We start from the raw sequence: 23,118 nt of genomic DNA, 5'->3' as shown, positions 1-23,118 counted from the left end.
GCAAAGAACCAAGCTTCTCATCATGCTGATTAAAACGAATGCCTGGATTTACGACGCTTCGCGACTACATTGCCCAGTTCTTCCTGTAACAGCTCAAAATAGGTAGGATCTTCCGCTTTGGCCGCCTCACGCAGCACAATAGAAGTTGGATGCAACAGTTTTTGGGTTAAACGATGTGAAAACTCGGCCAGTACCGTTTCCGCCTTTTCGCCCTTGGCAATACGCTGCATTGCCAGTGACAATTCTTCCTGACGTAATGTTTCCCCGTGGTCACGATAGGCATGAATGGTCGCCCCGGCCTGTTTGACCTTTTGCTGGGTCATCAGTTCTGTAGCCAGCTGATTGACCATGATCTCAGCCTCAACAGCCGCTTGACGGCGCTGTGCCAGATTTTCCTCAATCACGCTTTGCAGGTCATCGACCCCATACAGATAAACCCCGTCCAGGCTTTCTACTTTGGCATCAATATCGCGTGGCACTGCCAGATCGACCAGCAGCATCTGCTGGTAACGGCGTTTCTTTAATGCTGCCTTGATATCAGGATAGTGAATCACCTGATGCAAACTGCCGGTACAACTGGAAATGACATCGGCACGATGCAGATTTTCTGCAAGCTGATCAAAATCTATAATTTCAACTTCAACTCGATGTGCAATTTCCTGTGCCAGAATATCCGCACGCTCGCGGGTACGGTTACAGATAATAATCTTGCCCACCCCCATCTCTGCGAGGTGTTTGGCCACCAGACTGTTCATCTCCCCGGCTGCTACCACCATAATGGTCAGCTTGTCCGGATGACTAAATACTTGCAAGGCCAGTTGCGCCACCGCATAGCCCATCGAGACCGCATGACTGCCGACAGCCGTTTCCGAACGCACGCGTTTAGCGGCATAAAAAGCATATTCAAAAATCCGGTTGAGATCGCGCGACACCGTATGGGAGTCTTTGGCCAGAGAAAGTGCAGTTTTGACCTGTCCCAGAATTTGTGGTTCACCCAGCATCAGTGAATCCAGTCCACTGGCGACGCGCATCAGATGCGTCACTGCCTGGGCATTTTCATAACGATAGACATGATGTTGCAGTTGTTTGACATCCACCCCATTTTTCTGGGCGAGCCAGTTCAGCACCATGTCAGCATTGTCAGACATGGCGTAAACTTCGGTCCGGTTACATGTAGACACCACCACCATGTCGTTCAGTTCAGGGTGTTGGCTTTGCTCGGCAAGAATGGCACTTAACTTTTCAGGGTTAAACGCCACTTGTTCACGCAGTTCTACAGAGGCAGTTTGATGGTTGACACCCAATGCAAAGAAAGACATATCAGGTCATCATTTCACTAAATTTATGCTATTGTGCAACATCGGTGTCATAAAAAGCATTACTTGGATCAATAAAAAATTGCGTCAAACAATTAGCCGTATCAACGGCCCTACAATTAAGCAATATTCTACCACATTCCTACTGGTGGGTAGCATGGCTTCGACTGCGCATCTTTATGCAGCGGAAGCAGTTTACCATGCAAATCAAAATTATGATGCGATAAAACAAAGTATGATGGCTGAGTTTGCCATCGCTGCACATGACATTCCGACTGCTTTGCACAACTATACGGTGCTGGCGATCAAGAGCAATTCCACTTCAGTCAAGCAGCGTGCACTGAATGTCGCGCTGGAACATGATGACCTACAGGCAGCACTAGATATCTCCACGCACTGGGTGGTACAAGAGCCACAAGACGTCCCTGCTTTATTTTATTTATCACATATTGCCCTTAAAGCGCATGAATATGAGCTGGCTGCTGAGACCTTAGAAAAAATCCTGCAAATTGATGACAGTGCCGATCTGGAAGAAATTCTCGCCGGAATTTCACCGGAAGGCACAGAGGATCGTACTTATCTGATTCAGGCCTTAAGCACCACTAAAGCCAAGGACAATCCATCTATTCTGGTGCTAGTGGCCGGTCTGGAAGCACAAAATGGTCAGCTTGAACAGGCTTTAAATACAGTTAACCGCGCCTTAAAAAAACGTCCGAATGCGACCGGCTATATCCTGATGAAGGCCAATCTGCTCAATGCACTCGGCGATACTCAGGCGACACTGCAATGGTATGAAAAATCCAGCGGTAAACACCGTAATAATCTGGATGTACGTCTGGCCGAAGTCAAATATCTGGTCAAGCTGAACGAAGCGACTTTGGCTCTGAAAAAACTGCAAGACATTCTAAAAAAATGGCCGACTGCTGAAGAAGCCCTGTTCATTGCCGGACTGACCAGTATTGACTTGGAAGAATACGAGAAAGCCGAAAAATATCTGGTCGAACTGCGTTATTCTGCGCAATATCAAAACGAAGCCTATTATTACTTGGCGGTGAATGCAGAACGCAAACAGCATTATGAAACGGCGAAAGCTTATTATCGTCTGGTCGATGGCAGTCTTTACACCGTCTCACGTCGCAACATGATCTCGATTTTCGCCCAGCAGGATAAGCTGCATGATGCGCTGCGTTTCTTAACCCAGGAAAGGGTGAATTATCCACAACATGCCAGCTTCCTCTATCTAGCTCAGGCGGATATTTTGACGCGCATGCAGAATAAAAAAGCTGCGATTCGCCTGTTGGAAGAAGCCAGCAAAAACCTGCCGGATGACCCTGAACTGGTCTATTCGCAAGTTCTGTTGCTGGATCCCCATCAGGATCGCGTCAAGCTGGATGAACTACTCAGCACTTTACTTAAAATTGAACCGAACAGTCCGACCTATCTGAATGCCTATGCCTATACCCTGGCGATGCAAAACCGTCGCCTCGAAGAAGCACGCCGCTATGTCGAACAGGCACTAGAATATGCACCAGAACAGGCATCGATTCTGGATACCTATGGTTATATCTGTTATTTACAGAATGACTTCACCACAGCTGCGGATGTGTTATACAAAGCCTATCAATTGAATCCGAATGTGAAGATTGGCGTGCGTTATGCCCGTTCCTTGTACATGAAAGGTGATCTACAACAATTCCACCAAGTGTTACAACAATTACAACAAAACCATCCAAATGACCCAGAATTGAAACAACTTAATTCGCTATTGTTAGCACCACAAACCAAAACGAGTTAATTAATTTATGCGCAATTTGAGCCAATTGGGCTGCTGTGCCTTTGCAGCCACTGCTTTATTTTTAACTGGCTGTCAGCAGATGATCAGGCCTCAAGCGCCTGCCACCCCGTCTGTACAGGCAGAGAATCAATTTCAGCTGCAAGGTAAAATTGGCGTTCGTACCCCTCAACAGACTGGCAGCGCATTCTTTACCTGGGTACAACAGCAGGAAGAATTCGATATTGAGCTCAGCGGTATCTTAGGCGTCGGTAAAACCCAGATTTCTGGCACACCGGGACAAGTGACCTTAAACAGCGCAAAAACCGGTGTGATTCAGGCAGCCAGTGCCGAAGAATTACTGCAACGTGCAACCGGCTGGCAAGCGCCGATCAGTTATTTAGTCGATTGGGTACAAGCCCGCCCTGCTACCACGACTGCCAAATTACAAAAAGACGATACACAGCGAATTAACCAGATTATCGAACAGGGCTGGACGGTCGATCTCAATTATAATGCGCAGGCCAAAATGCCAAACCGTTTGATTTTAAAGCAGTCACTTGGAAATGGTGCAGAAAACCGTATTACAATGATCATTGAAAACCGTTAATTGACCTGATTCCAGCCCATGATGATTCGTGTTCCCTCGCCTGCTAAACTGAATTTGTTTTTACATATCACCGGTCGCCGTGAAAATGGCTATCATGAGCTGCAAAGTATTTTTCAGCTGATTGACCTATATGACTGGCTGGAGTTTGAACAAAGTGCTGATGATGCGATTCAGATAGAAGGTCTGGCCTCAGTGGATCTGCAACAGAATTTAATCTATCGGGCGATACAGTTGTTGAAGCCCTATGCTAAGACGCTCTCTGGACTAAAAATTCGTCTGGAAAAAAATATCCCGATGGGTGCAGGTCTCGGTGGCGGCTCTTCCAATGCCGCGACGACCCTGATTGTGCTGAACCAACTCTGGCAGTGCGGTTTAAATATTGAACAACTGGCAGAACTCGGGGTCAAGCTAGGCGCAGATGTGCCAATATTTGTGCATGGCAAAAATGCCTGGGCCGAAGGCATTGGCGAACACTTAACATTCATAGACTTAGATCAAAAAAAATTCATTGTGTTAAAACCTGATTGTTTTATCAGCACTCAACTGCTTTTTTCGCAAAAAGCATTGACAAGAGACACGAAGAGCTCTAAATTTTGCGCCTATCAGGAAACGCCATCTGATTTTGGAAATAACTTTGAGCCACTGGCAAGAAGCTTATATCCTGAAGTCGATGAAGCAATGCAATATCTCGACCAGTTCGGAAAAGCAAAGCTTACAGGTACAGGTGCTTGTGTGTTTATTGAAATCACTGAAAATCTGAATATCGAAGATATTCTTGCAAATGCACCATGTAAAGCTTACTTGGTCAACAGTTTACAAGAATCACCTTTAGTTCAGTTTAAAGTGTAAATAGGGGTATCGCCAAGTGGTAAGGCACCGGGTTTTGATCTCGGCATCCGTTGGTTCGAATCCAGCTACCCCTGCCATTCTTCACCTGTAGATGTACTGTATTAGGGGTATCGCCAAGTGGTAAGGCACCGGGTTTTGATCTCGGCATCCGTTGGTTCGAATCCAGCTACCCCTGCCATCTTACAGTTCATCAAATTTAGGGGCGTCGCCAAGTGGTAAGGCACCGGGTTTTGATCTCGGCATCCGTTGGTTCGAATCCAGCCGCCCCTGCCATTTTCTCGAAAAAAGACAGAGCACTCATTTGCTGTAAGACTGTTAATTTACCTTGACACTTTACCGCAAAAATATTAAAGTTCTGCCGCATTAGGGGTATCGCCAAGTGGTAAGGCACCGGGTTTTGATCTCGGCATCCGTTGGTTCGAATCCAGCTACCCCTGCCATCTATTCCCATATATCCCAACCGCCAAGGGTGCTTCATGCCCAATCTTGTCGTTTTTAGTGGATCTGCGCATCCACAATTCGCTCAAAAAGTCGTAAGTCACTTACATATTCCTCTAGGCGCTGCCTCTGTAGGTCAGTTCTCTGACGGTGAAATTGCTGTCGAGATTACTGAAAACGTTCGTGGTAAAGACGTATTTATCGTACAACCTACTTGTGCCCCAACTAACGATAACCTGATGGAAATCTTAGTAATGGCTGATGCTTTGCGTCGTGCAAGTGCAGGTCGTATTACTGCCGTGATTCCTTATTTTGGTTATGCTCGTCAAGACCGTCGTCCACGTTCAGCACGTGTTCCAATTACTGCAAAAGTTGTAGCAGACATGCTCACTACTGTAGGCGTTGACCGTGTTGTGATGATCGACTTGCACGCTGACCAGATCCAAGGCTTCTTCGATATCCCTGTAGACAACATCTACGGTACACCAGCGCTACTTGCTGACTTGCGTCAACAATCGCATCACAACCTGATGGTGGTTTCACCTGACGTCGGTGGTGTCGTTCGTGCACGTGCTGTTGCGAAACAAATGGGCGATATCGATCTTGCAATCATCGATAAGCGTCGTCAAAAAGCGAATGAATCACAAGTGATGCATTTGATTGGCGATGTAAAAGATCGTGATTGTGTCATCGTCGATGACATGGTAGATACTGCTGGTACGCTTTGCAAAGCTGCCGATGCATTGAAAACTTTCGGTGCTCGCAAGGTTGTTGCGTATGCAACGCATCCAGTACTTTCTGGTAAAGCGATTGAAAACTTAAAGAATTCTGTGATTGATGAACTGGTTGTGACTGATACCATTCCTCTTTCTGATGAAGCTTTAGCACTGGGCAAGATTCGCCAGGTTTCAGTAGCCAGCATGGTTGCCGAAACGATTCGTCGTATTAACAACGAAGAATCTATTAGCGCAATGTTCGATTCTTATCTATAATAGAGCGCTGAATTTTCAAAGCCCTGCCATTTAGTAGGGCTTTTACTCACCAGACTGGTCGCAAGTCTGGTTCATTTAACTTAAATAGGATGTCTATCATGGCAAACTTCGTATTAAACGCAGCAGCACGTGAAGAAGCAGTTCAAGGGAAAGGTGCGAGCCGCCGCCTTCGTCTTCAAGCTAAAGTTCCTGCAATCATCTACGGTGGTGAAGCTGCTCCTGTAGCAATTACTGTTGAGCTTCGTCAGCTTGTTAAATTCTTAGAAAACAATTCATTCTTTGAAGAAGTTATCGAAATTGATGTAGACGGTAAAGTTGAAAGCGTGAAAATCCAAGCGTTACAACGTCACCCAGCTAAAAACACACCAATGCACGCTGACTTCAAACGCGCATAAGTGTTAATGGTGTAATTAGTGTCAAATATTTCACTGATTGTTGGTTTGGGTAACCCAGGTTCTGAGTATGCCCAAACCCGCCATAATGCAGGCTTCTGGTTCGTAGAACGCCTTGCAGACCAATATGGCATTACCCTCAAAAAAGACCCAAAATTCAATGGATTTAGCGGTCGTGGCAATATCGAAGGTCAAGACGTCCGTCTTCTTCTACCGACAACCTTTATGAACCTTTCCGGTAAAAGTGTTGTTCCTTTCGCCAAATTTTACAATATCGCACCTGAATCGATCCTGATTGCCCATGATGAACTGGACATGAATCCTGGTATCATTCGCCTGAAAACTGGCGGTGGTCACGGTGGTCATAATGGTCTACGCGATATCGTTCCGCATATTGGTTCAAACTTCCATCGCCTGCGTATTGGAATTGGTCATCCTGGTGCCAAAGACCGTGTTTCCGGTCATGTGCTCAGTAAAGCACCTAGCAGCGAACAGAACTTAATGGATGATGCGATTTCCCATGCTCTCGCCCGCACAAAAATGCTGGTGAACGGTGAAGTACAGCAAGCCATGAATCAAATCAACGCATATAAGCCGAACTAAACATTCAAAAATTGCTGGACAATTCCGCTTGCCAGAAAGTTTATTTAAGCGCAAAATGCGTTTGCTCGATTGTTCACCATACAGCAAGCAAGATTGATTTAACCAAATGATCAAACTCTTAGGTCAACTCAGGGGACGCTAGCCATGCTATCTCGTTTATTAAAATGCAAAATTCACCGCGCTCACGTTACACATGCAGAACTACACTATGAAGGTTCATGTGCAATTGATGGCGTTTTGATGGATTTGGCTGGCATTCGTGAATACGAAGAAATTCATGTGTGGAACGTGACCAATGGTAAACGTTTTGCAACTTATGCAATTCGTGGCGAAGACAATTCAGGCATCATTTCAGTCAATGGTGGCGCTGCGCATCAAGCCGATGTAGGCGATATCGTGATTATTGCAACCTTTGGCGATTTCACTGAAGCTGAAGCGAATGCCCATCAGCCTCGCTTAGTTTATGCTAACCCAAACAATACAGTCAGCCACACTGCCAACTGTATTCCGGTACAAGTCGCATAAGCTGATCAGACCAGATACCCAAAAGCTCGCACATCGCGGGCTTTTTTAATACTGGAATATTGCCCTGTTTAACTGCCCTCTCGCCAGCTTTTAGAGCTTTCACAGTTTAAAGGTTTTAATTGTTGATCCAGCAAATCAAATAACAAGGCCTCACCATTTTCCTTCACCTTCAGCTCTACAAATTTGGCGTTACGATAACACGGCTCCAGCCCCTCGGCGAACATGAAACTGTTGGCAGCAGGATACAAAGCCTCAAAAGTATTGCGTGGGTTTTTCAGAATTAATCGGGCTGAACGTTCCGACTGATTGAGTGCACTTCGATCAAAACTGGTTTTGATAACTCTGCGCTGTTGATCCAGCTGTACATAGCTCATCACATTGGATTGATTTTTAAAATCTTCAGTCCTGATGTCAGAAACTGGCTGTTCGGAACCATTCTCCGCTGCCACTGCGCTAAAATGCAGATCATAGTTCAGTGCCATATAATCTCCTTGCAGGATCGAACGCGGATCGACAGGTGCCAACTCGACAAAGATACTGTCACTTTTTGCCAGATGCCATTCATGCTGGATGATTAAACCCGCAAATAAGGCAATGCTAAAAATACTAAGATGCAGTGCCATAAACTTTTTCATCATGAGACCACTCCTGCTTTCAGCTGGAACTTCGGTGAACTCAACACATAAGCCAAAAGCAACACCAGCACACCTGAGGCAAAAATACTGACACTTTTAAATAAAAAACTTAGTCCCAGATTGTAATACAGCAGCCATAACCAGAAGATCAGTAGCAAAATGGTCAAGGCTTGCATCAATCGTTGTTGATTCACCATGGCCCAAGCCATAAACACTAAAATGATAAAAATTTCAAAGTAACCCAATGCAATCAGCAGAATTCCCGCAGCAGGAATGAGCCAGAGTTGAATTCGTGAAAATTGCTTGAGATGAATCCCGACAAAACTCAATAGCCAGAAAGCTGGCAAAATATAGAAAATAATGGCTTCATCTATACCGCGTGGCTGCAATTGCTGAGCCACACCAAATTGCAGTAAACATTGAAAAATAGCCGTCACCACCAAAATACTAATCATCCATAAATTCATGCTTTTGGCATAAGCTGAAGCGAGCCAGTATCTCGCAGTAAGCAAAGCTCCTGTCAGAATGCTGTAATTCAGCAGCATGATCCACGTCAGCAGGCGCTGATCCTGAAAAAATGCATGTTGGTCGACCAGAACTGCAATTCCCAGTATATGTGCAAGTAACAACTGCAACAGCACCACCAGCCAATGCATACGACTCATGATAGTCAGCAGCGTAATGCCGACTTGTATCAGCCAGATTAGCAATAGACTCTCTGTGAGTAATTGAGTATGAATCAATACCGCGGCCTGACCGCAAACCCATAAACAATAAGCCAATTGCCGCATAAAAACTGAGGGCTTGCTACGAATCAACCACCAGGCGACTGCGATAAAAATGATTCCCATCAGAATCGAAAAACTTTTCCAATAGGTCAGCAACAGCATGGCCAAGATCACACCAGCAATCCACGCGCCCAGAGCCAATGGAATGACCGAAAACCGGCTCTTGGGCAACAGCTTGATCAGCAGACCTGTAATAGCTGCGAACCAGCTGAATATCAGCAAAGCTAGTATCAATAAGCCAGCGGCAGAATCCTGTAAATATTGCTGAGTGAGATCAAAAATGAGAACACTAAAACTCAGGGCCAGTCCTGCAACAAGCAAACTGGTTTCAAGCTGTTGCTTTCGGGTATAGAAATAAACACTGAATAAAATAGGCAGAACCAGCACCGAAGCCAAATACCAGATCGAATCCGAGTCGATAAACCGGAACATACTTACTACTGAAATAAGCACCACGACAGCGATAAACAGATAGCGCAAAACCGGATAATAACGTAAGGCATAGATCATACTTAGCCCGGTCAACAGATTCAGACCGAGCAGATAAAGAGTTTCAGCACGCACCAGCCAAAAGCTTTGTTTAAAATAAAAATAGAGTGCTAACTGGCTGACCACACAAAATAATGCAAAGATCCCAATATTCGGCCGATACAGCCAAGGCAGCAACAGCAAAGCCCAAAGCAGAAATAACTGATAACTGTCAGCACCAGTCTGATAAATCTGTCCAATCACGGCCAGACTTAAGCCCAGCATTAGACCCGATACAGTATCCAGACTTTGTCTTAACTTTTCCCGCGCAGTGAAACGCACACTCAGCAATGCTGAACCCAGCAATAAAATTTGAGGAATAAACAGCTGGACAAATTTGGGCAACATCCACCAGTTTGCTGCCAGCAGATACACGATACTGACAGCGATCAGCGCCAGCCCAATGATTTGAAGAATTTGAATCACAGCAGGTTGAATAAATAACAGCGGGGAAAATGGACGATCTGGCGATGGTACTGTTCTGGACATGCTAATCTGTTCAATTTTTATTTGATTTCACCTTAGCATGATTTTTGCAGGATATGCCAGGCAGGAACAGTCCAAGTATGCTGTACATTTTTAAATCAGGATTTGATAAATTCCGTACCCTGCAATCATGAGCAGAATCATGCCGCACAATGCCAGCAAATGTGGATAGAGTCGAGAATGGGATAAGTGGTTGAAACCCAAATACACCACAGACAAAGTCAGAAAATCCAGGAGAATCCAGCTCAAAGTCAAAATAATTAAACTTAAATCAAGATCAGGAGTAATCCCGATAAACTGCGGGAAAAAAGCCGCAAAGAAAATAATGTCCTTCGGATTAGAAATACCAACCAAAAAACCTTGTCGAAAACCACCATGCACAGGAACTAGATTCTCCTGAGCTTGCTCCTGCTGCTTAAAAATAACTTCACGGAAAATCTGCCAGCCTAGATAGCCAATATATAAACAGCCCAGTAACTTGATCGTATCTAGCCATTGCGCATTGATAACCAGCAAACCTTTCAAACTTAATATAGATAAAGCAATTAAAACTAGGGAGGCAAAATTGGTACCAAAAATGGTTCTTAAAGCTGCCGTATAGCCACCTTTTAAACCGGCGCTAGCAACCAGCAACATCACTGGGCCAGGTGTAGCGATCATCACCACAACAGCCAGACAATATAAAAAATATTCACTAATATTCATGCCACCCCTCAGCTATTGTTATTTTTATGCATAAAAAAAGAGGACTTAATCCTCCTCTTGTATATGAATCAGATGCTGACTGATACCGTCTGCCCGCAGAAAAGCCAGATCATAACTGGCAGTAGCCAAGGCCAAGATCCGGCGCTCAAACTCATCCCACAACGGACGCACCTGCTTATAATGGATGCCCAAACCACTATCGTCGGTAAAATGCCGATTTTTTTCACACAACTTTAAAGCATGATACAACTTGCGCCCTTTGGAAGCATCATCACGCAAACGCACCCGTTTCGACAGCACAAAGGCCTGCACTTTGACAAGATCGGCATGCGGTAACAGCGGCACCAGAATCTGATCCAGCTGTGCATCCAGGCGTTGCCACACAGCTCGATGCTGCTCGGCACTATACGTATTCCAGTGAATCACTTCATGATTAAAACGGCGGCAACCACGACATACCGCATCACCAAATACGGTCGAACAACGCCCTGCACATGGGGTTAAAGACGCAATACGACGATCTGAACTCAAAACACACTCCAAAGATACTGCAAATTTCAGTATCTGCATCACTGCACAAAATCCTGGGTCGGGCATGACTATACACGCTCTCCCTCATGAATTGAAGCCTGTTAAAAGACTTGCGTTTTACTCGCTTATTCACTCGAATCAAGCTAAAATGTGCGCCTTTCAAATATCATGCTACGTTGGAGTATTCCATGAACGCTACTGTAGAACAGCTTGCACCTGTAGAACAGCAAGCGACGACTGGTTGGGTTGTTGCCGCACTTTATCAATTCAAAGAAGTTCAAGATCCTGCCGATCTTCAGCAACGTCTTTTGGACCTGGTAAAATCCATCAACCTTTGCGGTACTCTAATTGTGGCAGGTGAAGGCATTAACGGTACGGTTGCAGGCGACCGTGCATCGATTGATCAAATTCACCAGTTCCTTCTAAATGAAGGTTTTAACGAAATGGAATACAAAGAATCTGACAGTTCTGAAAAGCCATTCCGTAAGATGAAAATTAAATTAAAAAAAGAAATCGTGACTTTAGGCGTGGAAGTAAAACCGCGTGATTTAGTCGGTCACTATCTTGATCCAAAAGAATGGAACGAACTGATTGCACGTGATGACGTGATTCTGGTCGATACACGTAACGATTACGAATACAAAGCCGGCACTTTCAAAGGTGCAATTGACCCGAAAACTGAAAGCTTCCGCGAATTCCCTGAATACGTGAAAAATAATCTGGAACAGCACAAAGACAAGAAGATTGCGATGTTCTGTACAGGTGGTATTCGTTGTGAAAAATCAACCTCTTTACTTCTTCAAGAAGGCTTCACTGAAGTTTATCACCTGAAAGGCGGTATTTTGAAATACCTGGAAGAAACCCCGGCTGAAGAAAGCATGTGGGAAGGTGAATGCTTCGTGTTTGATGGTCGTACTGCCGTAACGCACGGTGTTGAAGAAGGCCAAAACACCAAGTGTCATGCGTGTGGCTGGCCTTTACTTCCAGAAGAAGTTGCCCTCCCAAGTTATGAACATGGTGTCTCTTGTGTGTACTGTATTGACAAAACCTCGGAGAAACAAAAAGAAGGTTTCCGTATGCGTCAATCACAAATTTTAGCAGCAAAACGCAAACGCCTCTAATTTGGCCTTTTGTAATGAAATATATAAAAACCCTCTTCGGAGGGTTTTTTGTTTACATAAAAATCACAACAGTAATAAAACTCTTACCAATTCCTTACCAAGAACCTCATTTTTTTCCAAACAAGATTGTTAGTCTAATGATACGGTGATTTACAAGCTAAGTCTTTCATTATTAACTGAAATTTTTACTTGAAAAGGAATATAAAATGGCAGGCTCACTTGCTCGAGATTCAGACAATCTGGTTCAATTTCAACCAAAAGAAAATATAAAGCTGCAACGACTTCATCAAATTTCTGAAGAGCTTGAACAGCAGTCACATCTGTTCGTCGTTATCTTGGGAACCATTATTGGCGCAATCTTGGCGCTGTTCATTGGTTACCATATCAATACCAGCATCATGCATTTTATCCTGTTGAGTATTTTGCCGATCTGCTTGGCCTATTTCTTACGTAAAGTTTATATTTATACCCTGACACATAGCTGATTCTGTCTGATCATTTATATTCCAAGACTTTACCGCACAAAAAATACTGCTTAGGATACAGGCAGTATTTTTTATTTTGCCAATCATATGAATCTGACCGAATGGATTATTTCCGTCATGGAGCAACTGGGCTACTGGGGCATTGCCCTGCTCATGTTCCTGGATAATGTCTTCCCGCCAATCCCTTCCGAAATTATTATGCCTTCCGCGGGCTATTCCGCCTCTCAGGGCGAGTTAATACTCTTCGGGGTCATCATGTCCGGCTGTATCGGCTCTCTACTAGCAGCCGCCTTGCTATACTGGATTGGCTATAAATTTAACCATGATTCTATTTTTAAATTTGTCGATCGTTATGGCAAATATTTATTTATTAAATCAGAGGATGTGAAAAAATCACTCAGTTGGTTTGAGCATTATGGTCACCGGATTGTGTTTTTTGGCCGCATGATTCCTGCCGTCCGCTCGCTGATCAGCATTCCTGCCGGCATGAGTCATATGCCCTTCTGGAAATTTATGTTCTATAGCGCACTTGGAACCATCATCTGGACTACATTTTTGGCCTGTGTCGGATTTTATTTTGGCGAAAACCAGCAGTTGATGCAGCAAATTTTCAGTAAAGTCAGTTATGTGATTATTGCCATTGTTGCGGTAATTATTATCTGGATTTTCTACCGTAGACAGCAGCGTAAAAATCGTCCATCCTGAGGAAGATCCCTTAAGGAGATTAAAACGATGTCGCATTATCTTAAATATTTTGCCACCGTTTATCTGACCTTGGTTCTATTGGTAGGCATATTCATCTATGTATTCAATCTGGGCGCCATTCTGCTGATTCCTGCCCTGATTGCTTCTGCCTTTCTCAGTGCCCGATACTTTGTTAAGAAAGAACTTCGTTTGCCGACTCAGCAAGAGAAAAGCAAACTGGTCTGGGGCTCCACTATAATTGCCATGACATTCGGGTTTATCTTTTTAGTAGTGGTCATCTGGATGAACCCGCAGACAGATGAGATTTATAGAACCATCACCTATACAGGAAGAGGAACAAATTCATTCCTGGTGGCTGCAAGTATTGCCTTACATGCCTTACTGTTCCATATCGCCTACAATGCTTATGCACGCTATAGTCTGGCCAAGCGTACAGGCTTGGAAAGAAAATAGGATCGAGCAGCTCTCAAAGATGCAAAAAGACCAAAGCTAAAAAAAGCACCCTGCGGTGCTTTTTTTATGAATTATTCTGGAGTGTGATACATCAGATACAATTCATTTAAGTTTTCTGGAATTTCTTCTGCAAGTTCATCCATTAACTGGCCATTGCGACGGAAAGTTTCCATTTGTGGATCTTCATCATCAATGCCGCTGAAGACCATGATTGGCAGGGTTAAATCCACCAGTTGTTCTTCAAATTCTTCAGTAAACCAAGCGTCTTCGTTTAGGAACATGGCGTCTACAAAGCCCACACTCCAGTCACCCAAGCTTGATTCAGTATCTGCTTCTTCAATTTCAAACGGGAACGTAATCCCTTCTTCATTGGCTAAGCTTTGACGAATAGACTCTAACCATGCTTGCACCTGAGTGATGATTTCTACAGGCACTTTCTTTTGATTACTATCAAAAAGTTCGTCTAACCATTTGTCGAATTTTGGGCCTACTGCAATAGCACATAAGAAACCATGGGTTGCCGCGAAATCTAGACCATGTTCATTTTGGTCACCATCTAGATATTCACTCAACAGGTCTAAATCTAAAGCACTCATCTAACATCCAAACTTAGAAAACCGAAAGGTTTAGCATAGCATTTATTCAGGCTATGCTAAATCCGAATTCGTTAATCTTCGTCATCAAAATCGTCGTCATCGTCGAAGTCATAGTCAAAATCTTTGAGTTCGCGCTCTAAACGACGTTGGGTCAGCAGATCATCGATCAGACGACGTTTTTCCAACGACTCTTTAGCACTGAGCTTGCTAGAAGCCTCATCGAAATTAACATCATCTTCACCGAAGTTATCATCTAGTTCAAAATCTGTAGAAGACACTAAAACTTCCTCATGAGTGAAAAATGTAAAAGGATTTAAGCGCTATTTATCGTGCCTAAAATAACAAGTCAAGTTTTATTTGGATTTTCGTATTTTTAATTTGTAATTAGGGGTTTTTTCTGTCTCAATTGTGTGCCATGATATAATCCACCCTGCGTGCTTATGTTTTTTGATTCTCCTTTTTGAGTCATAAACAGACACGCATGGGATGAACTTGAAAACAACAAATTCACCCCCATCTTAAATTACTGAATTTCATTTTAAATATTTTATCAGACAGCTTTCATGCTGAATTCCCTGATGAAATATGTAGGCTATTCACTAAATTTAACGAGCTTAAATCGTGCAGCATTGTACGGTTTTTTACTGCCACAGATTCAACGAAGAGTAAGCAAAAGATGAGCGATATGACTTCCCCTACTTCTCAAGTAGCGGCTCTGATTAGCCGAGGCAAAGAACAAGGTTATTTAACCTTCGCTGAGGTTAACGATCATCTGCCGGACTCCATCACAGAAAGCGAGCAGATTGAAGACATCATTCAGATGCTGAATGATGTCGGTATTCCGGTACATGATCGCGCGCCTGAATCTGATGATACGATGTTCGAAGATACTGCAGAAGCGGCGGATGAAGTTGCAGAAGAAGAAGCTGCAGCCGTACTTGCCTCGGTAGAAAACGAGCCAGGCCGTACCACTGACCCTGTACGTATGTATATGCGTGAGATGGGTACAGTAGAACTTCTGACTCGTGAAGGCGAAATCAGCATCGCAAAACGCATCGAAGAAGGTATTCGTGATGTTTTGCACTCGATTGCTTACTGGCCGAATGCGGTAGAAGTGGTACTGCAAGAATACAAAGATTATGAAGCGGGTGAACGCCGTCTTGCTGACCTTTTATCAGGTTATTTAGATCCTGAATCAGATGAAGAAATTCCTGAAGTTCTAGAAGAAGAAGCGGTTCTTGCTGAAGATGAGACTGACTCGAAAAAATCGACCAAAGATGTAAAACTGGACGATGATGAAGAGGAAGAAGAAGCAGATTCTGATGATGAATCAGAAGCAGATTCTGGTCCAGATCCTGAAATTGCTAAAGCGCGTTTTACTGAACTGGAAAATGCGTGGCTGAATACCAAAGCAACTATTGAAAAACATGGTCGTGACAGCAAACAGGCTGAAGAAGCTTTGCAGGCACTTGCAACTGTATTCATGATGTTCAAATTTACCCCGCGTCTATTTGATATCATTTCTGAAATGATTCGTGGTACCCATGACCAGATTCGTGGTGCAGAACGTGAAGTGATGCGCTATGCAGTACGTCGTGGCCGTATGGATCGTACCCAGTTCCGTACCAGCTTCCCGGGTCAGGAATCGAATCCAGCCTGGTTAGATGAGCAGATTGCGAAAACACCTGCAGACCAGAAAGCTTATCTGGAAAAAGTACGTCCAGACGTATTGGCCTTCCAGCAAAAAATTGCCGATATCGAGAAAGAGCTTGGTCTTGATGTAAAAGGTATTAAAGACATTGCCAAACGTATGGCTGTCGGTGAAGCCAAAGCACGTCGTGCCAAGAAAGAAATGGTTGAAGCGAACTTACGTCTGGTCATTTCGATTGCGAAGAAATATACCAACCGTGGCTTGCAATTCCTGGATCTGATTCAGGAAGGTAACATCGGTCTGATGAAAGCCGTAGACAAGTTTGAATACCGTCGTGGTTATAAATTCTCGACTTATGCGACTTGGTGGATTCGTCAGGCGATTACTCGTTCGATCGCGGATCAGGCACGTACCATTCGTATTCCGGTACACATGATTGAAACGATCAACAAGATCAACCGTGTATCTCGTCAGCTTCTACAGGAAATGGGTCGTGAACCGACTCCTGAAGAACTGGGCGAACGTCTGGAAATGGACGAAGTTAAAGTACGTAAAGTACTGAAAATCGCCAAAGAACCAATTTCGATGGAAACACCGATCGGTGATGATGAAGATTCACATCTGGGTGACTTCATTGAAGACAGCAACATCACGTCACCAATTGATGCGGCAACGTCTGAAGGCCTGAAAGAAGCAACACGTGAAGTTCTGGAAAACCTGACTGAACGTGAAGCCAAAGTCCTAAAAATGCGTTTTGGTATCGACATGCCGACTGACCATACTTTGGAAGAGGTGGGCAAACAGTTTGACGTAACACGTGAACGTATTCGTCAGATTGAAGCGAAAGCGCTGCGTAAACTTCGCCATCCATCACGTTCAGAACACTTACGTTCATTCCTTGAGAATGATTAAAATTTGATGCTTATTCTGGAGACTTGAAATTTGATCATCAGTCTCCATTTTAAGTAGCCAAGACAAACCCAAACGCCTGCATGATTGCAGGCGTTTCAAATCAGGGGGACTACCATGTTAGACCGTACACCATCTCGTGAACTTCAAGAACATCTTTGGGTTTTCCCTATGGATTATCCGATTAAACTGATTGGCCTTGCGGGCGATGAATTGCGTCATGCTGTCATCGACATTTTTCTGAAACATTTTCCAGATTTTGAAGGTGATAGCGTCAGTATTACGCCATCACGTACTGGAAAATACCATTCCATTACCGCACAACTGCGCTTTTTGGAACTGGAACAGGTGCATGCAGTATATGCAGATTTGGCCGCTTGCCCGCTAATTAAAACAGCACTGTAATCGAAAATACAAAAGACACGCTTCCGGGCGTGTTTTTTTTATACCTATACAGCGCTAAGATACCCATGAAATATTGCTGATCTCACCCCTATTTCATGCCGAAATCATTATAATTATGACCAGTTTTTTATAATTACTAAGGACACTTCCTGTGACTGATGTGCTGCAAAAGCCCGAGCTGATCATTCGTCAATATCACGACCTCACATCTTATGAAGATCGTTTTCTGGAAATGAAAACATTTACGGAAACCCGTGATGAACATAGCCCGGATCAATTGTGGATTTTGCAACATCAGGATGTACTGACTCAAGGTCAGGCAGGCAAACCGGAACATATTTTAATACCAAGCAATATTCCGGTGATTCAGACCGATCGTGGTGGTCAGGTGACCTGGCATGGTCCCGGTCAATTGGTGGCTTACTTCATGTTTGACTTGAATCGTCTGGGCTGGAATGTGCGCACCCTGGTGTCTTATGCTGAAAACCTGATGATTGATTTGCTAAAAAAATATGGTATTGATGCCTATGCCAAACCGGATGCACCTGGTGTATATGTGGCTGAACGTAAAATCGGCTCACTCGGTTTTAAAATTCGCAAAGGCCGTAGCTACCATGGTCTGTCCCTAAATCTGGATTGTGATCTGAGCGGATTCAACACCATCAATCCTTGTGGCTATGCAGGACTGGAAATGGTACGCATGAGTGACCTGCTCGAACAACCACCCCAGTTTAGCCAGTTGTGCACTGAAATTATTGAAACTTTGCGCCACAGCGGGTACTTTAAGCAAATAACTGTCGAGCAAAGATAAAGCCTTTGCATTTCAACCCCAAATAAATTAGAGTATTTACTCTAAACTAATAATATTGAGATAGGGATCATCACGTGATTGCGACTAAATCCGTAAAACCCGCTTTGCAGCTTGCCTATGTCAAACTCATGATGGATGTGATTGGCCGAGGTCTGGTCATGGCAAGTCAGGTGGATAAAGAAATCAAACAGGAAGTGGCCCATTTTCCAGAAAATTTTACTCTTTCCATGAAAGTTTTTCCGCATGGCCCAGCCTTTGTGGCGCGGGTCACTGAGGACAAACAACTGGAACTGGTCAAAAATCTGGAAAAAGCACCTGATTTGATCATTACCTTTAAACATCTGCACCATGCCTTTTTGGTGTTTTCTTTTCAGGAAAGCACCTCACAGGCTTTTGCCAATGACCGTATGATTGCTGATGGCGATATTTCCAATGCCATTCGTCTGGTACGCTGCCTGAATAAAATGGAAGCGCTGATTTTGCCGAAAATGGTGGCACAACTGGCAGTGAAAGAATATCCAAGCAATCTGAGCCTAAAAGAAAAACTAAGCGAAGCGAGCAGTATTTATCTAAAAATCGCTCAATCCTATTTGAAACGGAGTGTATAACATGGCTAAACCTTATTATGAATTTTTCTGTCCGGTCAAAGTGATTGCCGGTCATGCCGCGTTAGAACATATTCCGTTTGAACTTGCGACTTTGGGGGCCAAACGTCCGCTCATCATTACTGACAAAGGCGTCCGTGCCAACAATTTGCTGGCACCGATTGAAGCTGCATTTGAAATGGCGGATGCTGCAATTGTAGCGATTTTTGATGACGTACCACCCGACTCTAGCTTGGGTACAGTACGCAGTGCAGCAAAACTGTATCGCGAAAATCATTGTGATGCGATCATTGCCGTGGGCGGTGGTTCAGTCATTGATACCTCTAAGGCGACCAATATTCTGGTATCCGAAGGCGGTGATGACTTGCTGAAATATTCGGGTGCACATAACCTGCCTAAACCGCTGAAACCGTTCTTTGTGATTCCAACCACGTCTGGTACAGGTTCAGAAGTGACCATGGTCGCTGTCGTGTCGGACACTGAAAAGAACGTCAAAATGCCGTTCGCCTCTTATTATCTGATGCCGCATGCTGCAATTCTGGATCCCCGCATGACCCAGACCTTGCCGCCGCATTTAACCGCCATGACCGCAATGGATGCGATGACCCATGCGGTTGAAGCTTATACCTGCATGGCAGCCAATCCAATTTCGGATGCTTATGCGACTGCAGCAGTTAAGAAGATCAGTGCCCATCTCTTTAATGTGCTGGACAATCCTGCCGATGCGCAAGGCCGTCTGGAACTGGCACAGGCATCGACTATGGCGGGAATTGCCTTTTCCAATTCAATGGTCGGCATTGTACATTCACTGGGGCATTCATTGGGTGCAGTGGCACACCTGCCGCATGGTTTATGCATGAACTTATTCCTGCCTTATGTGCTGGAATACAACAAAGAAGTCAATGGTGACAAAATTGCAGATCTGCTCCTGCCTTTAGCCGGTGCTGATATTTATGCACAAACACCAGCACATCTACGTGCTGACAAAACCATTGCCACGATTATGACCATGCGTGACCGGATTTATAGTCTGACTAAATTACCACGCACATTACGTGAAACCGGTAAAATTTCTGAAGCCCAGCTTGATGAAGTGGCAGAGAAAGCCCTGAATGATGGTTCCATCATTTATAACCCGAAAGAAGCCACCCTGGAAGATTTAAAATCTATCTTAAAAAAGGCTTGGTAATTATTGAAAAATAAGCCAATATAGCCGAAATTCTAGCCTGATGTTTTTTTAAGCATCAGGCTTTTATCTTGCATAAGAAAAAATTCGATTTCTTTTTTGAATGGCACATTTTATGCAGGACAAAAGTCAAAAAAATAGCTAGCAAAAGCCGTTCTTTTCAAGTAGATTGGCGGACTTTTATAGAAAACTGTAGGGGGGATCGTTCGTCTCAAACGATCCTTATAAATATGACTGATCCTTGATCAACGATTAAGAGGATAACGCCGTTGACTAATATCTCTGGGACTCAATCGGCAGCTAAACTGCAAAAAACGCTGGGACTCTGGCACATCATTATTATTGGTTTAGCTTATATTCAACCCATGACCTTGTTTGATACATTTGGTCTGGTATCTGAAGAAAGTAACTTCCACGTTCCTACCTCTTACATTTTTGCACTGATTGCAATTTTGTTAACCTCCTTGAGCTATGGTCATATGATTCGTCGCTACCCTTCTTCGGGTTCGGCCTATACCTATGCGCAAAAATCCATCCACCCGAACGTAGGTTTCATGGTGGGTTGGTCATCCTTGCTGGATTACCTGTTATCGCCAATGGTCAATATCATTCTGGCGGTGATTTATCTGGAAGCACTTTTCCCAGACATGAACCATTGGGTTTGGGTCATTGGTTTAACCGCCTTTATGACCGCGATTAACCTTCGTGGTGCGAGATTTGTTGCCAACTTCAACAGTATGATTGTATTCGTACAATTGGGCGTCATTGCATACTTCACCTGGATGGTTTACCAACTTCTGGAAGGTGGCGTAAATGCAGACGGCACACTGGTCGATGCAAAGTACCAACTGTGGAGTTTAGAGCCATTCTGGAATGAGTTTACTTCTGTTGCTGCCCTGATTACCGGTGCAACCTTACTGTGCTTCTCATTCACAGGTTTTGACTCCTTAAGTTCTCTTGCTGAAGAAACTAAAGATACCGAAAAAACCTTACCTAAAGCGATTTTCTTGACTGCATTATTGGCAGGTATCATCTTTATCATCAGTACTTACTTCATGCAGATCTTCTTCCCGAATGATCCAAAAACTTACTTTGAAGATATCGCTGCAACACAGCCGGATATTTTACAAGCTGTCGGTGGCGTGGCGTTTAAAACAGTCGTACTTTACTTCGCGATTGTGACAGTTATGGCTTCTGGTATTTCAGCACATGCGGGTGTATCACGTCTGATGTATGTAATGGGTCGTGATGGCGTAATCAACAAGAAGATCTTCGGTCATATTAGCCCGAAAAACTATACACCTTCATACAACATCCTGATCGCTGGTGCAGTGGCTTTAACTGCTGGCTTTATGGATCTTGATTTTGTGGTGTCTTTGATCAGCTTTGGTGCCTTAACTGCATTCAGTTTCGTCAACTTGTCGGTGATTTCACGTTATGCATTACGTGATGGTCGTACCAAGAGTGCCAAAGAGATCATGAACTTTGTCGTGGTTCCTTTACTTGGCTTCATTTCAGTCTTTGCTCTGTGGCTAGAAGTCGATGAAGCTTCGCTTAAATACGGTCTGATCTGGGCATTTGGCGGTATCTTGTACTTAGGTTATAAAACCAAAGGCTTCAAGCACCCTGCTCCTCAGCACAATGAATTTGACGATAAATAATATCGTTTTGCTTCAAATAAAAAAGGCGCTTCATGCGCCTTTTTTATGTCTGTCATGTTTTGATTTTACTAATGCAGATAGCAATCAAAACCCATCTGGGTATTGACCCGATTATTTTCATAACCCAGTTTCTCAATAAACAGACTGCGATTAGACAATAACTTTTGCTCTTCCGGACCTAAACGGGCTTTATTCTTGACGGCCAGTTGATACATTTCATCCACGACATCTTGAAAAATATCACAGACTTCCTCACGCTTGGCAGGCTTTAATTTACGCCCCCGCCAAGTCCATTGAAAATCATCTGAATTCAGGCTCTGCCCCCATTTTTCAATACGCGTATCTAAGCGTTTCTGCATGTTTAGCAAACCCTGCTGTATTTCTGCCTGAGTAATGGGCTGAACTTCCTTTGTTGCCGATGTGGCGGCACTGCCCTCTTCCGCACTCACGGAAGCCGCAACAGTTCCAAGGCAACATGCGATGACAAGTTTTAATAGAGGCTTCAAAGCAGCACCTTTTGTTATATTTGATAAAGTTATAAATTCAAGCATACAACGAAGTGAAAAGCAGTTTATCTATTCGTTACACAAAATAAAAAAGCCACCCAAAGGCAGCTTTTAGAATTATCATAAATATCAGCTTAAAGCGTTTTAAAACCCTGCTGACGCCAAGCTTCATACACAATCACTGCTGTGGCATTCGACAGGTTCAAACTTCGGGAGTTTTCTGCCATCGGTAAACGAATCCAATGCTTTTGCGGAAACATCAGACGAACATATTCAGGCAGACCACGAGTTTCCGGACCCATTAACAAGGCCACAGGACGGTTTAAATCCGAAGTGTGCGGTGTTTCAGAACCTTTGGTGGTCAATGGATAGATGGCATCCAGCCCAATGCCTTTACTTGCCAGATCGGCCAGACAGTCTTCGATATTTTCCCAAATCTGCATATTGGCATATTCGTGATAATCCAGACCGGCACGTTTCAGCTTTTTGTCATCCAGTTCAAAACCCAACGGTTTGACCAGATGCAACTGCGCTCCTGTATTAGCACACAAACGAATGATATTGCCTGTATTTGCAGGGATTTCAGGCTCATATAAAACAACGTGGATCACAGCTTACTCACTCAATATATTTAATTCAGACACGACATTCGTCTTGCGCTCGGGCAAAGCAGTGCTTTGCTTATCCTCTTACTTCAGGCACAGCCTTCATCTTGCGCTCGGGCAAAGCAATGCTTTGCTTATCCTCTTACTTCAGGCACAGCCTTCGTCTTGCGCTCGGGCAAAGCAGTGCTTTGCTTATCCTCTTACTTCAGGCACAGCCTTCATCTTGCGCTCGGGCAAAGCAATGCTTTGC

26 protein-coding genes and 4 tRNA genes are annotated in these 23,118 nt (G+C 44.0%); 21 read left to right on the top strand and 9 right to left on the bottom strand.

What is annotated here, in order from left to right; genetic code table 11:
- Positions 1 to 29: 29 nt before the first annotated feature.
- Entirely contained in the window at positions 30 to 1,319 is a 1,290-nt protein-coding gene (gene hemA / locus NI464_RS03615; protein ID WP_180037101.1) for a glutamyl-tRNA reductase, read from the bottom strand.
- A gap of 79 nt (positions 1,320 to 1,398) precedes the next feature.
- Here hemA and NI464_RS03610 point away from each other — a divergent pair, with 79 nt between their 5' ends.
- The 11 genes from NI464_RS03610 (at position 1,399) to panD (ending at position 7,496) form a co-directional block, all read left to right on the top strand.
- Positions 1,399 to 3,111, top strand: a complete 1,713-nt coding sequence (locus NI464_RS03610; protein ID WP_034605853.1) for a tetratricopeptide repeat protein — start codon at positions 1,399 to 1,401, stop codon at positions 3,109 to 3,111.
- A gap of 7 nt (positions 3,112 to 3,118) precedes the next feature.
- Positions 3,119 to 3,697, top strand: coding sequence for a lipoprotein insertase outer membrane protein LolB (gene lolB, locus NI464_RS03605; RefSeq protein WP_253137766.1), 579 nt, complete (start codon positions 3,119 to 3,121; stop codon positions 3,695 to 3,697).
- A gap of 21 nt (positions 3,698 to 3,718) precedes the next feature.
- Positions 3,719 to 4,546 carry a 4-(cytidine 5'-diphospho)-2-C-methyl-D-erythritol kinase gene (ispE, locus tag NI464_RS03600; protein WP_253137818.1) on the top strand — a complete coding sequence of 276 codons (828 nt, stop codon included), beginning with the start codon at positions 3,719 to 3,721 and terminating at the stop codon, positions 4,544 to 4,546.
- Positions 4,547 to 4,548: 2 nt separating this feature from the next.
- Positions 4,549 to 4,623 (top strand) — tRNA-Gln (locus tag NI464_RS03595).
- Between the two features lie 26 nt (positions 4,624 to 4,649).
- Positions 4,650 to 4,724, top strand: a tRNA-Gln gene (locus tag NI464_RS03590).
- Between the two features lie 20 nt (positions 4,725 to 4,744).
- Positions 4,745 to 4,819: transfer RNA gene (locus NI464_RS03585), tRNA-Gln, on the top strand.
- A gap of 92 nt (positions 4,820 to 4,911) precedes the next feature.
- A tRNA-Gln gene (locus NI464_RS03580) sits at positions 4,912 to 4,986 on the top strand.
- Between the two features lie 36 nt (positions 4,987 to 5,022).
- A complete protein-coding gene (locus tag NI464_RS03575; protein WP_004280601.1) occupies positions 5,023 to 5,976 on the top strand; it encodes a ribose-phosphate pyrophosphokinase in 954 nt (317 codons plus the stop codon).
- A 98-nt stretch (positions 5,977 to 6,074) separates the two neighbouring features.
- On the top strand, positions 6,075 to 6,371 hold the full coding sequence (rplY, locus tag NI464_RS03570; RefSeq protein ID WP_004645781.1) for a 50S ribosomal protein L25: 297 nt from the start codon (positions 6,075 to 6,077) through the stop codon (positions 6,369 to 6,371).
- Between the two features lie 18 nt (positions 6,372 to 6,389).
- Positions 6,390 to 6,971 (top strand): aminoacyl-tRNA hydrolase, encoded by a 582-nt coding sequence (gene pth, locus NI464_RS03565; protein ID WP_253137765.1) that lies wholly within the window; start codon positions 6,390 to 6,392, stop codon positions 6,969 to 6,971.
- A 144-nt stretch (positions 6,972 to 7,115) separates the two neighbouring features.
- Positions 7,116 to 7,496, top strand: coding sequence for an aspartate 1-decarboxylase (gene panD, locus NI464_RS03560; protein WP_004280606.1), 381 nt, complete (start codon positions 7,116 to 7,118; stop codon positions 7,494 to 7,496).
- Positions 7,497 to 7,564: 68 nt separating this feature from the next.
- On the opposite strand, the gene NI464_RS03555 is transcribed toward panD, so the two are convergent.
- The 4 genes from NI464_RS03555 to NI464_RS03540 form a co-directional block, all read right to left on the bottom strand.
- Complete coding sequence (locus NI464_RS03555; protein WP_253137817.1) at positions 7,565 to 8,131, bottom strand: GDYXXLXY domain-containing protein; 567 nt, start codon at positions 8,129 to 8,131, stop codon at positions 7,565 to 7,567.
- The gene (locus tag NI464_RS03550) at positions 8,131 to 9,936 is read right to left on the bottom strand and encodes a DUF2157 domain-containing protein (RefSeq protein ID WP_253137764.1); all 1,806 of its coding nucleotides are present in this window, start codon (positions 9,934 to 9,936) and stop codon (positions 8,131 to 8,133) included. The genes NI464_RS03555 and NI464_RS03550 overlap by 1 nt, the downstream gene beginning before the upstream one ends.
- A 90-nt stretch (positions 9,937 to 10,026) precedes the next feature.
- Positions 10,027 to 10,638 (bottom strand): LysE family translocator, encoded by a 612-nt coding sequence (locus tag NI464_RS03545; protein ID WP_153566833.1) that lies wholly within the window; start codon positions 10,636 to 10,638, stop codon positions 10,027 to 10,029.
- 45 nt (positions 10,639 to 10,683) lie between these two features.
- Positions 10,684 to 11,169, bottom strand: a complete 486-nt coding sequence (locus NI464_RS03540) for a DUF1289 domain-containing protein (protein ID WP_005252584.1) — start codon at positions 11,167 to 11,169, stop codon at positions 10,684 to 10,686.
- A gap of 188 nt (positions 11,170 to 11,357) precedes the next feature.
- Here NI464_RS03540 and trhO point away from each other — a divergent pair, with 188 nt between their 5' ends.
- The 4 genes from trhO to NI464_RS03520 all read left to right on the top strand — a co-directional run bounded on the left by trhO (position 11,358) and on the right by NI464_RS03520 (position 13,933).
- Positions 11,358 to 12,290: an oxygen-dependent tRNA uridine(34) hydroxylase TrhO gene (trhO, locus tag NI464_RS03535; protein ID WP_004645789.1), complete on the top strand. Its 933-nt coding sequence runs from the start codon at positions 11,358 to 11,360 to the stop codon at positions 12,288 to 12,290.
- A 206-nt stretch (positions 12,291 to 12,496) separates the two neighbouring features.
- Entirely contained in the window at positions 12,497 to 12,775 is a 279-nt protein-coding gene (locus NI464_RS03530) for a hypothetical protein (RefSeq protein WP_005103989.1), read from the top strand.
- Positions 12,776 to 12,862: 87 nt separating this feature from the next.
- The gene (locus NI464_RS03525; RefSeq protein WP_005103990.1) at positions 12,863 to 13,480 is read left to right on the top strand and encodes a DedA family protein; all 618 of its coding nucleotides are present in this window, start codon (positions 12,863 to 12,865) and stop codon (positions 13,478 to 13,480) included.
- A gap of 27 nt (positions 13,481 to 13,507) precedes the next feature.
- The gene (locus NI464_RS03520; protein ID WP_086044565.1) at positions 13,508 to 13,933 is read left to right on the top strand and encodes an ABZJ_00895 family protein; all 426 of its coding nucleotides are present in this window, start codon (positions 13,508 to 13,510) and stop codon (positions 13,931 to 13,933) included.
- Positions 13,934 to 14,004: 71 nt separating this feature from the next.
- Here NI464_RS03520 and NI464_RS03515 read toward each other — a convergent pair whose 3' ends face one another.
- On the bottom strand, positions 14,005 to 14,529 hold the full coding sequence (locus NI464_RS03515; protein WP_253137761.1) for a YecA/YgfB family protein: 525 nt from the start codon (positions 14,527 to 14,529) through the stop codon (positions 14,005 to 14,007).
- Between the two features lie 71 nt (positions 14,530 to 14,600).
- Positions 14,601 to 14,807, bottom strand: a complete 207-nt coding sequence (locus tag NI464_RS03510) for a PA3496 family putative envelope integrity protein (RefSeq protein ID WP_004280622.1) — start codon at positions 14,805 to 14,807, stop codon at positions 14,601 to 14,603.
- Positions 14,808 to 15,157: 350 nt separating this feature from the next.
- Here NI464_RS03510 and rpoD point away from each other — a divergent pair, with 350 nt between their 5' ends.
- The 6 genes from rpoD to NI464_RS03480 all read left to right on the top strand — a co-directional run bounded on the left by rpoD (position 15,158) and on the right by NI464_RS03480 (position 21,757).
- Positions 15,158 to 17,092, top strand: a complete 1,935-nt coding sequence (gene rpoD / locus NI464_RS03505) for an RNA polymerase sigma factor RpoD (protein WP_224215688.1) — start codon at positions 15,158 to 15,160, stop codon at positions 17,090 to 17,092.
- Positions 17,093 to 17,206: 114 nt separating this feature from the next.
- Positions 17,207 to 17,494: a YbeD family protein gene (locus NI464_RS03500; RefSeq protein WP_004280625.1), complete on the top strand. Its 288-nt coding sequence runs from the start codon at positions 17,207 to 17,209 to the stop codon at positions 17,492 to 17,494.
- A 151-nt stretch (positions 17,495 to 17,645) separates the two neighbouring features.
- A complete protein-coding gene (lipB, locus tag NI464_RS03495; RefSeq protein WP_180037095.1) occupies positions 17,646 to 18,305 on the top strand; it encodes a lipoyl(octanoyl) transferase LipB in 660 nt (219 codons plus the stop codon).
- Between the two features lie 74 nt (positions 18,306 to 18,379).
- Positions 18,380 to 18,913 (top strand): hypothetical protein, encoded by a 534-nt coding sequence (locus tag NI464_RS03490; protein WP_180037094.1) that lies wholly within the window; start codon positions 18,380 to 18,382, stop codon positions 18,911 to 18,913.
- A gap of 1 nt (position 18,914) precedes the next feature.
- Positions 18,915 to 20,099 (top strand): iron-containing alcohol dehydrogenase, encoded by a 1,185-nt coding sequence (locus NI464_RS03485; protein ID WP_253137760.1) that lies wholly within the window; start codon positions 18,915 to 18,917, stop codon positions 20,097 to 20,099.
- A gap of 266 nt (positions 20,100 to 20,365) precedes the next feature.
- Positions 20,366 to 21,757, top strand: coding sequence for an APC family permease (locus NI464_RS03480; RefSeq protein WP_004280630.1), 1,392 nt, complete (start codon positions 20,366 to 20,368; stop codon positions 21,755 to 21,757).
- A 68-nt stretch (positions 21,758 to 21,825) separates the two neighbouring features.
- On the opposite strand, the gene NI464_RS03475 is transcribed toward NI464_RS03480, so the two are convergent.
- On the bottom strand, positions 21,826 to 22,308 hold the full coding sequence (locus tag NI464_RS03475) for a hypothetical protein (RefSeq protein WP_276534847.1): 483 nt from the start codon (positions 22,306 to 22,308) through the stop codon (positions 21,826 to 21,828).
- Between the two features lie 89 nt (positions 22,309 to 22,397).
- Positions 22,398 to 22,874 (bottom strand): tRNA (cytidine(34)-2'-O)-methyltransferase, encoded by a 477-nt coding sequence (locus NI464_RS03470; protein WP_180180459.1) that lies wholly within the window; start codon positions 22,872 to 22,874, stop codon positions 22,398 to 22,400.
- Between the last annotated feature and the right edge of the window lie 244 nt (positions 22,875 to 23,118).

Source organism: Acinetobacter lwoffii (assembly GCF_024129685.1).
Classification (GTDB): domain Bacteria; phylum Pseudomonadota; class Gammaproteobacteria; order Pseudomonadales; family Moraxellaceae; genus Acinetobacter; species Acinetobacter lwoffii_X.
Note: the sequence above shows the minus strand (reverse complement) of the source record. Positions and strands in the feature narration are given on the sequence as shown.